8 protein-coding genes are annotated in these 11,815 nt (G+C 75.3%); 2 read left to right on the top strand and 6 right to left on the bottom strand.

Annotation, left to right across the window (positions count from 1 at the left end; translation table 11 throughout):
- Positions 1–30 precede the first annotated feature (30 nt).
- Complete coding sequence (locus tag AB0I11_RS05175) at positions 31–651, top strand: TetR/AcrR family transcriptional regulator (protein WP_357313420.1); 621 nt, start codon at positions 31–33, stop codon at positions 649–651.
- 634 nt (positions 652–1,285) lie between these two features.
- Here AB0I11_RS05175 and AB0I11_RS05170 read toward each other — a convergent pair.
- The 5 genes from AB0I11_RS05170 to AB0I11_RS05150 all read right to left on the bottom strand — a co-directional run bounded on the left by AB0I11_RS05170 (position 1,286) and on the right by AB0I11_RS05150 (position 5,073).
- On the bottom strand, positions 1,286–1,585 hold the full coding sequence (locus AB0I11_RS05170) for a hypothetical protein (RefSeq protein WP_357313416.1): 300 nt from the start codon (positions 1,583–1,585) through the stop codon (positions 1,286–1,288).
- Positions 1,586–1,696: 111 nt separating this feature from the next.
- Positions 1,697–2,416 carry a 4'-phosphopantetheinyl transferase superfamily protein gene (locus AB0I11_RS05165; RefSeq protein ID WP_357313412.1) on the bottom strand — a complete coding sequence of 240 codons (720 nt, stop codon included), beginning with the start codon at positions 2,414–2,416 and terminating at the stop codon, positions 1,697–1,699.
- Positions 2,413–3,264 carry a metallophosphoesterase gene (locus tag AB0I11_RS05160; protein WP_357313393.1) on the bottom strand — a complete coding sequence of 284 codons (852 nt, stop codon included), beginning with the start codon at positions 3,262–3,264 and terminating at the stop codon, positions 2,413–2,415. The genes AB0I11_RS05165 and AB0I11_RS05160 overlap by 4 nt, the downstream gene beginning before the upstream one ends.
- Before the next feature lie 75 nt (positions 3,265–3,339).
- On the bottom strand, positions 3,340–4,731 hold the full coding sequence (locus tag AB0I11_RS05155; protein WP_357313387.1) for an AMP-binding protein: 1,392 nt from the start codon (positions 4,729–4,731) through the stop codon (positions 3,340–3,342).
- A 57-nt stretch (positions 4,732–4,788) separates the two neighbouring features.
- The gene (locus AB0I11_RS05150; protein WP_357313382.1) at positions 4,789–5,073 is read right to left on the bottom strand and encodes a DUF5988 family protein; all 285 of its coding nucleotides are present in this window, start codon (positions 5,071–5,073) and stop codon (positions 4,789–4,791) included.
- Positions 5,074–5,465: 392 nt separating this feature from the next.
- Here AB0I11_RS05150 and AB0I11_RS05145 point away from each other — a divergent pair, with 392 nt between their 5' ends.
- Positions 5,466–6,890: a carboxyl transferase domain-containing protein gene (locus tag AB0I11_RS05145; RefSeq protein ID WP_357313377.1), complete on the top strand. Its 1,425-nt coding sequence runs from the start codon at positions 5,466–5,468 to the stop codon at positions 6,888–6,890.
- 105 nt (positions 6,891–6,995) lie between these two features.
- Here the strand turns inward: AB0I11_RS05145 and AB0I11_RS05140 are convergent, their stop codons facing one another.
- A complete protein-coding gene (locus AB0I11_RS05140) occupies positions 6,996–11,807 on the bottom strand; it encodes a neuraminidase-like domain-containing protein (protein ID WP_357313372.1) in 4,812 nt (1,603 codons plus the stop codon).
- Positions 11,808–11,815 lie beyond the last annotated feature (8 nt).

The following is an 11,815-nucleotide window of genomic DNA, read 5'->3' as shown; positions in this document are numbered from 1 at the left end:
GAGTGAGTACTCACTCCGTAGTGTGGTGGCATGACGGAGACAACGAGCCGGCGCCGGGCGCCGGGGATGAGTCCGGAAGACCGACGCGAGATGATCGTGGCCGCCGCCCTGCCGCTCCTGGTCGAGCACGGTGCCGCCGTGAGCACCCTGCAGATCGCCAAGGCGGCCGGGATCGGCGAGGCGACGATCTTTCGCGCCTTCGCCGACAAGGACGAGCTGTTGGACGCCTGCCTGGCGGCGGCCCTGCGCAACGATCACGTGCTGGCCGAACTCGACTGCGTACCGCTGGATCAGCCACTGGCCGCCCGGCTGACCGAGGCCGCCGCGACCCTGCACGCCTATCTGGAGCGGATGGGCGCGGTGACCGCCGCGATGCACGCCGGCGGCCGCCGGCGCGAGCGTGCCAGGCCGGCTGACGGCGGGGCGACCGACAGCCGGGCGAACGCGGTGGAACGCACCCAGCAAGCGGTGGTCCGGCTCCTGGAACCCGATCGGGACACGCTGCGCCTGCCCGTCGAGCACCTGGCCGTCATCTTCCTCGGCATGCTGTTCGGCCGGCGGGGAACACCCGGCGGCGCGGAGACGCCGATCGAGACGTTGGTCGACGTGTTCCTGCACGGCGTGGTCGGCAAGCCGGCCGATCCCTCCTGAGCCACCGCGCCCCGCAGCGTCGGGCCACGGCCGGGAGTGTCGCCGACCGCGCACCGCCCCGGGCGGGCAGCACCGCGGGCCCCGGGATGTCACCACCCCGGGGCCCGCGGTCATCGTGCCGAGTCGGCGGCTCAGTGCCGCACGGGCGGGTCCGTGCGGCCGTTGTCCTCATCGGAGGTGAGCCGGAGCGAGCCGGTCAGGGCCGCCCAGGTGCGCCGTTCCCGCCGGCTCAGCGGCGGCGCCGGCCGAAAGTCGGGATGAGCGGCGGACCCGCCCCCGCCGGCGGGCCGGTGCGGTGCCGGAACGGCAGGGGACGCGTGCCGACCGACCGGGCCCCGCCCGGCCGGGTCATGCGCCGCCGGGCCCCGGCCGGTCAGGTCCCGACCGACCGGACCCGGCCCGACCGGGTCCCACCCGGCCTGGTCCGGGGCGGCCGGATCCGGGGCGGCCGGGGTCCAGCCGGGCGGGGGGCCGCCGGCCGGGGCGGCCCAGCCGCCGGGCCCGCCTGCCACCGGGCCGCCGGGTGGTGTGGGCGGCACCCAGCCGCTCATCGTCACGGCGAAGTGCGGCAGGATCGCCCAGCACTCGCGCCACCAGGCGCGCAGCGCCGACCGGACCCGGCTCCGGCCGTTCACTAGGCGCGCTCGCCGGACACCTTGAAGCCGCCGAACTTGCCCGCCTTGACCTTGCCCGACAGTCCGGTGCCGTGCACGGCCAGGTCGAAGGTGACCGTCATCTTCAGGTGCGGCAGCTTGGCCTTGAACTGCAGCGCGTCGCCGTCGACCGTGCCGTCGAAGATCTCGGTCGACAGGTTCTGGCCGGTGTTGACCATCGTGCCGGTCACCGTGCCGGCGTTCTCCACGAGATCGACGGACACCTGCTGGCGACCCATCGGCGACTCGATCACCAGGTTCCACTTACCGTCCACGCTCATCGTGGGGCCTCCAATCCGTGCCGGGCGACGGGTTCGACCGGGCGGCGTAGAGGGTCATCGTCCGGTACCGGACCAAAGGCAGCTTGAAGCGCGCGTTGTGGTCGTACCCGATCAACCGGACGCCGGGCGGGCGCCCGCCGGGTCGGCCGGCCGGCGCGCGGCGGGCGGCCCGGCGACCGGGACCGCGATGGCGGCGAGCACGAGGCCGCGCCGGGCCAGCCACCGGCCGGTGAAGCCGCCGAGCGGGCGGCCGTCGGGCAGCGCCGGCGGCGGCACCAGCAGCCGGGCCCGGAAGGTACCGGCCGCGGGGTCGACCGTCACGTCGGCCTCCTCGAAGTCCAGCCAGCGCCCGGTGAGCGGGTACCAGGCCTTGTAGACCGACTCCTTGATGCTGAAGAGCAGCCGGTCCCAGCGCACCGCGGGCTCGCGCCGCAGCAGCTCGGCGACCCGCGAACGCTCCTCCGGCAGGGCGATCGAGTCGAGGACCCCGGCGGGGAGCGGTTCGTTCGGCTCCGCGTCGATCCCGGTGCTGAGCAGGGTGCCGGCCCGGGCGGCGACGGCGGCCCGGTAGCCGGCGCAGTGGGTGATGCTGCCGACCGTGCCGTCCGGCCAGCGCGGCTCGCGGCGCGGCCCGGCCAGCAGCGCGACGGGCGGCACACCCAGCTCGGCGAGGGCCCGGCGGGCCAGGTGCCGGCCGGTGGTGAACTCCCGGCGCCGCTTCTCCACCGCGCCGCCCACCAACGCCTCCTCGGCCGGCAGGAGCCGGGCCTCCGCCGGGTCGTCGTACGCCTCGGCCGCGGCCACCCCGGCGGGCAGCAGCTCCTCGATCACCGCACCGGCTCCGGAAGGAGCACCCGGCGTACCGGGCGGGGTGGGGTGGCGCGCCGCCGCCACTCCCGCGGGTAGCCCAGCGAGACCTCCTCGAAGCGCACCCCGTCGTGCACGGTGGTCCGTGGGATGTGCAGGTGGCCGTAGACCACGGCGGCGGCGCGGTGACGCAGGTGCCAGTCGGCGGTCAGCTCGGTGCCGCACCACTGCGCGAACTCGGGATAGCGCAGAATCCGGGTCGGCTCCCGGACCAGCGGGTAATGGTTGATCAGCACGGTCGGTACGGCGGGGTCGAGCGCCGCCAGCCGGCGCCCGGTCTCGGCCACCCGGGCCCAGCACCAGGCCTCCCGGCTCGGGTACGGGTCGGGGTGCAGCAGCATCTCGTCGGTGCAGACCACCCCGGCGGCGTACGCCCGCTCCAGCGACTCGGCCTTGGTGGTGGTGCCGGGGGCCCGGAACGAGTAGTCGTAGAGCAGGAAGAGCGGGACCAGGGCCACCGGGCCGCCCGCTCCGGTCCAGACCAGGTAGTCGTCCTCCGGGGTGCGGATGCCCAGCTCGCGGCAGAGCCGCACCAGCTCCCGGTAGCGCGCCTCGCCGCGCAGCTGCACCGGATCCTTCCGGGGCGTCCACAGCTCGTGGTTGCCGGGCGCCCAGACCACCGTGGCGAACCGGCTGCTGAGCAGGGTGAGCGCCCACTCGATGTCGGCGAAGAGCTCGCCGACGTCACCGGCGACGATCAGGCAGTCGTCGTCCGTCTCCGGGCGCAGGCCGGCCACCACGTCCCGGTTCTCCTGGTACGCCACGTGCAGGTCGCTGACCGCGAGCAGGTTGCCGCTGCGGGTCTGCCCCACCTCGTTCACCTCCGCTGCTGTCGTGGGTGCCGACGCTAACCACGGCGGTGCGGCCCGCCAACCCCCTAACCGCCCCTAACCGGTGGTGTCGCGCAGCAACGCCTTCTGCACCTTACCGAGCGCGTTGCGCGGCAGGCGGTCGACCAGGTGCACCCGGCGGGGTCGCTTGTGCACGGACAGGTGCCCGGCGACGAAGTCGATGAGCTGCTGCGGCTCGGCCCCGTCGGCCACCACGTACGCGGTGATCTCCTCGCCCAGGTCGGGGTGCGGGGCGCCGACCACGGCGGCCTCGGTGACCGCCGGGTGGGCCAGCAGCGCGTCCTCGACCTCCCCGGCACCGACCCGGTAGCCGCCGGTCTTGATCAGGTCGATCGAGGCGCGCCCGACGATCCGGTGCCAGCCGTCCGGCCCGATCACCGCGATGTCGCCGGTGTCGAACCAGCCGTCCGGCATCGGCACCGGCTCCCGGTGCAGGTACCCGCTGAACAGCGTCGGCCCGCGGACCTGGAGCCGGCCGATGGTGCTGCCGTCGGCCGGCACCTCGGCGCCCGCGTCGTCCACCAGGCGGGTCCGCACGCCGGCCAGCGGCAGCCCGACGTGGCCGGCGCGGCGGTCACCGTCGGCGCGTCCGCTGACGGTGATCAGCGTCTCGGTCATCCCGTACCGCTCCAGCGGCGGCTGGCCGCACCAGGCGGCGAGGCGGTGGAAGACCGGCACCGGCAGGGCCGCGCTGCCGGAGACCAGCAGCCGGGCCGGGCGCAGCGCCCGGGCGGCGGCGGGGTCGGCGGCGATCCGGGACCAGACCGTCGGTACGCCGAAGTAGAGCGAGCCGCCGGCGGCCGCGTACGCCTGCGGGGTGGGCCGGCCGGTGTGCACCAGCCGGCAGCCGATCCGCAGCGGACCGAGCAGGCCCAGCACCAGGCCGTGCACGTGGAACAGGGGCAGCCCGTGGACCAGCACGTCGTCGGGGGTCCACCGCCAGGCCTCGGCGAGGGCGTCGAGGCCGGCCGCGACGGCCGCGTGCGGGATCACCGCGCCCTTGGGCGCGCCGGTGGTGCCGCTGGTGTAGAGGATCAGGGCGGGCTGCTCCGGTGCGGGCGGCGCCCAGTCGACGTCGGCGCGCCCGGCCCGCTCGACGGGCAGCCCGGGCGGTTCGCCGTCGGCGGCCGGCTCCCGGGTCGCGGTGAGCAGCAGCGCGGCGCCCGAGTCGCGCAGGATGTGCCCCCGCTCGGTCGGGCCCGCGTCGGGCGGCACCGGGACGACGGGCACGCCGGCCAGCAGCCCGGCGACGACCGCGACGGCGGTGGTCACGGTCGGCTCCGCCCGGACCGCGACGGCGGGCGCGCCGCGGATGTCCCGGGCCACCGACCCGGCCCAGCCGAGCAGCTCCTGCCGGGACAGGTCCCGGCCGCGCAGGCGCAGCGCGGCCGGGTGGTCGGCGCCGGCGTGCAGGGCGGCGAGCAGCATGCGGATCAGGCTTTCTGGACGGCGGGCGGGGCGGGTCGGTGCGGCACGCCGGACACGCTACTCGGCGACCCGGGTGCGGCCGGTCCAGCGGAACACCACCGGCTCGCCGTCGGCCGGGGCGGCCGGGTCGCGCTCGAAGTGCTCGTAGCCGCCGTTGTGCGGGAGCTTGACCTTCTGGTCGCCGGCGGCGAGCCGTTGCAGCCGCCACTCGGCGGGCAGGTGCCGTGGCCCGCCCTCCAGGACGACGTCGATGAGCCGCGCCGCCTCCACCGCCAGGCCGAGCGGGTCGCGGCCGTCGTACGGGGCGGGACAGGTGCTGGTGGGCTGCGACAGTTCGGTCATCACGGGAACCTTTCACCTCGATTTCGCCGCACCGCTTCCGTGGGCGTACGGCGCAATTCGCCGAATCGGTGGGCCGGCGACGTGAACGTGTTTCCCCCGAATGGGGACGAACCTCGAACGACGGTGGTCGAGCCGCGGATAACGCGTGGTCAGCGGGGTGTCCTGAGTGGGCGGGAGCGCGGCGACGCCGGCCCCGACCAGGGCCAAGTTATCCACATCACACCGGCCCGCCAACCCTTATCCGGACCCCTACCGAAAATGCTGGTCGGTCGATGGCCGCGCATTGCTCCGGCTTTAGTTCGCGGTCCCATGCTGGCGCGGGCGCAGCGTCTGTTCGACGACGGTTCCGGCGCCGGCCGCCGCGCCCGCCGCGCTGGAGCTGAGGAGAGAGCATGACCGTCACCGTCGTGTCCCCCGCCGTCGACGTCGAGGCGCCCACCGATCCACGGCACCCGCTGGTCCGCCTCGGCCACCTGTTCGACCCGGACACCATGGCGGTGTTCCGGCCGGCCGACGAGGCGGGGGTGGCGGTGGCGACCGGCCGGATCGCGGGCGCGCACGCGGTGGCGTACTGCACGGACGCCACCCGGATGGGCGGCGCGCTCGGGGCGCGCGGGGCCCGCAACATCATCGAGGCCATCGACCTGGCCCTGCACCGGCGCTGCCCGGTCGTCGGGCTGTGGCACTCCGGCGGCGCGAAGCTCGCCGACGGCATCGAGTCCATGGACGGTGTCGGGCAGATGTTCGCCGCGATGATCCGCGCCTCCGGCCGGGTGCCGCAGCTCTCCGTCGTCCTCGGCCCGGCCGCCGGCGCGGCCGCGTACGGGCCGGCCCTGACCGACCTGATCATCCTCTCCGCGGCCCACGGCCGGCTCTTCGTGACCGGGCCGGACGTGGTCCGCCGGGTCACCGGGGAGCAGGTGGACATGGAGACCCTCGGCGGGGCGGGCACGCACAGCCGCTCCTCCGGGGTGGTCCATGTGGTCGCCGACTCCGAGGCCGACGCCTACCAGCGGGCCCGCCGGTTCACCGCGCTGTTCGCCCGTCCCGGCGTCTTCGACCGGGGTGCCATCGCCGAGCCGCGCGACCTGCGGGCGCTGCTGCCGGAGACCTCCCGGCGGGCGTACGACGTGCGTCCGCTGGTCCGCGCCATCGTCGACCGGGACTTCGAGGAGTTGCAGCCCCGCTGGGCGCGCAACATCGTGACCGGGCTGGGCCGGCTGGGCGGGCGCACCATCGGCGTCATCGCCAACAACCCGCTCTACAAGGGTGGCTGCCTGGACTCGCTGTCGGCGGAGAAGGCGTCCCGGTTCGTGCGGATGTGCGACTCGTTCGGGGTGCCGTTGCTGGTGCTCGTCGACGTGCCCGGCTACCTGCCCGGGGTCGGCCAGGAGAGCGGCGGGGTGGTCCGGCGCGGGGCGAAGCTGCTGCACGCCTTCGGCGAGGCCGTGGTGCCCCGGGTCACGCTGATCACCCGCAAGTCGTACGGCGGGGCGTACATCGCGATGAACTCCCGCTCGCTGGGTGCCAGCGCGGTGCTGGCCTGGCCCGACGCGGAGGTCGCGGTGATGGGCGCGCAGGCGGCGGTGGAGGTCCTGCACCGCAAGGCGCTCGCCGCGGCCTCCGACGAGGAGCGGCCGGCCCTGCTGGCCCAGCTGATCGCCGCCCACGAGGTGGCGGCGGGCGGGCTGGACCGAGGGCTGTCGCTCGGCGTGGTCGACGAGATCATCGACCCGGCGGACACCCGGCGCCGGGTGGCGGAGGCGATCGCCGCCGCGCCCGCCGGTCGCGGCCACCACGGCAACATCCCGCTCTGAGCCGGAACGCCGCGCCTCCCGGCGGGACCGGGCCGGCGCCGCCGCCGGCCGTCCCGCCGTCGACGGCGCGGGCGCCCGCGCCGGACCGGCCCGCGCGGCGGTCGGTCAGGACGGCCAGGGGGGTGTCTGCCCGGTCACGGTCAGCACGAGCACCAGGTCCTCGACCAGGCCGTCGGTGAACCAGGACCGGACCGCCGCGTCGTCGGGCAGCTGGATCTCCCAGTCGCCGCTCGGGTCGCCGCCGGTGAGCGCCTGCCAGGCGGCGCCGCCGGGGCGCCGGGTCCCCACCGTGCCGCCGGTGGTGGCCACCGGGCCGGCCGCGGCCACCCGCCCCCCGCCCGTGGTGCGCGCCAGCGAGGTCACCGTGAGCTCCTCGGTGAACGCCGGTGCGCGGACCGCGAAGAGCGTCAGCTGGCTGGTGGCCAGGTTGGCCAGGTGCGGCGGGAAGTCGTCCGGGGTCAGCGGCAGCACCACCCGCATCCGCGCGGCCGGGTCCGCGACGCTGTCCGGGTTGTTCAGCTCGTACCAGGCGTCCGGGAACTGGTTGCGGACGCTGAACGACCGGTCCCCGACGAACCGCCGGTCGAGCCGCCGGATCACCTCCTGCCGGTACTCCTCGCTGTCCAGCGCGGTGTACTCGATGGTGAGCAGCACGTCGGCGATGGTGCGGTAGTCGAACGGGTTCGCCGCCTTGGGCAGCTCGAGCCGCCACACCGTGTCCACGCCCATGCCCTCGAACGGCAGCAGCATCCCGGTCTCCGGTTCGAGGTCGAAGAGCCCGGTGGCGTTGATCGGCGCGGTGACCGCGATCGACTCGGTGTCCCGCCGCAGGGTGACCGTGTCGAAGCTGTGCCGGGCCACCACGGTCCGGGAGACGCCGGATGCGGACAGCACCGCGCGGATCCCCCGGGCCGGCGGCACCAGCGCGATCAGCGACACCTTGACCCGGTTGACCAGACGCAGGTAGTGGCCGGGGAACTCCCGGTCGAACAGTTCCTCCGGGGTGGCGAAGGTCAGCACCCCGGTCCGGCGGAACTCCTGCAGCTCGTACCCGGCGATCTGGGACAGCGACAGGGTCTGGCTCAGGTGCAGCTTGCGCCGGTTGGTCTGGAAGGCGTACTGGTCCAACCGGACGATGTCCTGCAACAGCCGGGCCGAGCCGGTCAGGCCGCGCCGGTCCACGCCCGGCCCGGTGTCGTCGCCGGCCGCCCCGGCGTCCTGCCAGTAGTCCGCCGCGACGAAACCGAGCGCCGGCTCCTGCCGCTCGAAGGAGAGCTGCGCCTGGGCGAGCTGGGCCAGCGCGGTGGCCTGCTGAAGGAAGTACGCGTAGACCCGGCCCAGCACGCCGCTCATCCACGCGTGGAGTTCGGCGTTGGTGAACTTGGTGGCCAGGAACTCCGCGACCGCCTCGGCGTGGTCCTGCTGGAGCCCGGCCAGGGCCCGCTCCCCCAGCGCCAGCGCCCGCTGGTTCTCGGCGAGCAGCACCTGCTGGCCGCCGATCGCCACGTCCCTCGTGGCCTGGCCGCGCTGCACCTGCCAGTCCTCGGCACGCCGCTCGAAGCCGGCCCGCACCTCGGCGATCCGGGCGTCCATCGCGGCCAGGTCGGCGTTGCCGGACAGGTAGTCGGTCAGCATGCCGAACGGAGAGAAGCCGCCCCCGGACGCGACGCTCGTCGCCGCCGACACGACGCTGCCGAAGAAGGAGCTGATCCGCGCCTGCTCCTGCAACGACCGCGCCTCCCTCAGCCGGTCCAGCTGGGCCCGCTCCCACGAGTTGAGCCCGGCCGCCAGCCGCTTGCCCAGCGCGGTGGCCAGGTCCTGGGCCTTGTCCCGCTGCAACGTGGCCAGCCGCACCCCGGCGTCGGCGCCGGCGACCTTGAGGTCGGAGATGCCGAGTGCGGCCTCGGCCACCTTCAGGTCGTGGCCGGCCTGCAGCAGCCCGTAGTTCTCCGCGTCCACGCTCTGCAGCGCGGCGAGGTAGCTGGACTCGACCTGCTGGGCGATCGAGACCAGGTTCTTCGCCCGGTCCACCAGCACCGGGTAGCGGTACGGGCTGGGCAGGAAGGACGTTCCGTCGGCCAGCGCGGCCGGGTCCGCGAACCCGACGATGTTCAGCCCGGCGTGGATCTTGTCCAGCCCCGCGGCCGCCCGGGCCCGCAGCGACGTCCAGACCGGGTTCGCCGGGAACGGCACCTCCGGGCCGGTCTCCAGGGCCGCCTCGGGCAGCCGGAGGAGGTCCACCACCGCCTCGTACAGCGCCCGGGCCCGGGCGTTGGAGTCGGTGCCGCCGCGGGCGAACTCCGAGTCGGCGAAGCCGAGCATGCACTCCACGACGGACAGAACGGTGAACCGGGTGTAGGCGCCCTTGCGCTTGCGGGCGGTGAAGTGCGGGTTCAGTTCCTTGATCTGGGCCAGCCAGCCGGGGAAGCGGTCGAAGTTCGACCGGGTGCCGGCCTCCAGCACCAGGCCGTGGTAGATGGGTCGCTGGGCGGGCGGCAGGTGGTACGCGAACACCGTCTGGTACCAGTCCAGCGCGGTGGCGTACTCCTGCGCCTCCTGGAGCTTGCGCCCCAACGCGACCGGGACCAGCCAGAAGATCTCCCGGAGGTGCTGCGGGATCTGCGACTCCCGGGTGATCGGCTGGGCCGGCGTGCTGGCCGACGCCACCAGGGTGGCGCAGAGCGCGCGGTGCGCGGCGAGACCGGCCGCGCTGCGCCGGTCCGTCAGCTCCAGGCCGGGCACGCCCGCGCCCACCTCGGCGCGGACCGCGGTGAGGAAGGTCTGCGCCAGCGCGCGGGCGCCGTCCGGGGTGAGCCGGCGGGCCGCGGACAGGCCGGCGAGGAGATCCCGGTACGCCTTCGTCGGCGCGAGCTGGATCTCGGCGGTCACCACGTCGGTCTGGAACAGGTCGGGCTGGAGCTGGTTCTCCGGGTACGCGAACGCGCGCATCGCCGACCGCCAGCGTCGGTAGCTGACCAGCCACTGCCATTCGAGGTCGAAGGACTGCTCGTCGGCGATGGTCAGCGCCGGCCCGGTCCCGTCCGGCGTCAACCGGCCGGTACGCGCGGACACCAGCAGGGTCTGCACGGAGTCCACGGCCTGGCCGACCCGGCTGGTCCGCCCGGCCGAGGCGCGCAGGTCGAGGCAGAGCTCGCGGGAGAGCCGCTCGGCGGCCTGCTCCGGCGACTCGGGCGTGGGCCGCCGGCGGCCGAGCTCGGCGATCAGCTCGTCGCGCAGCGCCGGCAGCGCCCGCCGTTCGACCGCGTCGACCAGCGCGCGGAAGGCCGCGTCCAACGCGTCCGCCTGACGGGACCGGGCGGCCAGGGTACGCCGCCAGTCGGCGCGCACCGCCAGGTCGACCCGCCAGCGCAGCGGCCCGTCCGGCGGGCTGTCGGCCGCGGCGACGTCCGCGACGAACGTCGCCGGTTGCAGGATGACGCCGCGGCTCTGCTCGTCGGCCCGCCACTGCGGGTGCCGCTGGCCCTTCTGCGCCTGCACCAGGATCGCGACGACGTCGGACCACTCCTGGTCCAGCGTCTCGTCGGCGGCCAGCAGCGCGCGGATGCGGGCCAGGTGACGGAACGCGTCCGGCGCGAGCGCGACCGGCCGGAGTTCAGCGGCGATGTCGTCCCCCTCGGCGTCCCGGGCGGCCAGCGCCGGCAGGTCGATGGCGCCGACGTACTCGGCGACCGCGCCGTCGAACCCGGCCAGCGACCGGCCGGTGCCGGAGAGCCGGGTCTCGACCGCGGCCTGGGTGGTGGCCACCCATTCGGTCCGTTCCGTCCACACGGCACGGGCCGGATCCGTGGCCGACGGGCTGCGCAGCTGCGCCTCGTCGACCAGGTCCGGGTCGATCACCGGCAGCGCCGTGTCCGGCCCGTCCCGCTCCGCCTCGTCGGCGGCCCGCCACCGGGAGCGCAGCGCCGCCTGCCGCCACAGCAGCACGCCGGCCACCGCGAGCGGTGGGCGCAGCGGGTCGCCCGGCGCGGTGGACCGGTAGCCGAAGAGCGCCTCCAACTGGGCATCGGTGACCTGGTCCGGCGCGACGGTCAGCTCGTCGAGGCTGTCCGGCCGGCCGTCGCCGAGGTGGAACCCGAGCCGCGCGGCGAGGGCCTGCCGGAACTCGGCCGGCTCGCGGCGGGCCAGCCGCAGCTCCTCGGACGTGGTGCCCAGCTCGTTCAGCAGGGCCTCGTACGCCAGCGCCCGGGCCTGTTGGTCCAGGGCGGCCGGGGCCGGGGTGCCCATCGTCGCGCGCAGCGCCTCGACCGCGATCCGCGCCCCCGCAACGGGTTCCGCCGCCCGCTCGTAGTTCTCGGGCCGGGTCAACCGGTCCAGCGGCTGGCCCAGCCGGGCGGCCAGCGCGGCCGGCGCCGGCCCGGGCGGGGCACCGTCGACGCTGACGTACCGGGCGGCGAGGCTCAGCAGCTCGTCCAGGTAGCTGGTCGGTTCGAAGACCCGGTCGACGGGCCCGGGCACGAACGGCATCCGCACCGTCACGTCGACCGACACGGCCTGCTCGAACGGCACCCCCTCCGGCTCGGGATCCGGTTCCGGGTCCGGATCGGGATCCGGGTCGGGATCCGGGTCGGGATCGCCGCCGTGATGCGGCGGTAGCGGGGGCGGTGCGGGGTGCGGCGCCGGATGGTGCGGGTGCGGGATCTGCTCCCCGTACGCGGTCGCGGTGATGCGGACCGTCTGCCCGCCCTGGACGGCGTCCGGCAGGTGGCCGGAGCAGCTCCACGCCCCGTCGGAGCTGAGCTGCGCCTCGACCACCGGGCCGCCGGCGCCGAACTCGACCCGCACGCCCAGCACACTGAGCCGGGGGAACCCGACGCCGCGCGCCGTCGCGATGCCGGCGACCGGGACGACGAGTCCCACCTCCTCGCCGCCGACCGGGCTCTGGATCGTCAAGAGCATCGACTGCG

It is taken from the genome of Micromonospora sp. NPDC050495 (assembly GCF_040655175.1).
Lineage (GTDB): Bacteria > Actinomycetota > Actinomycetes > Mycobacteriales > Micromonosporaceae > Micromonospora.
The sequence above is the reverse complement of the archived record's forward strand: the minus strand, read 5'-3'. Positions and strand labels throughout refer to the sequence as shown.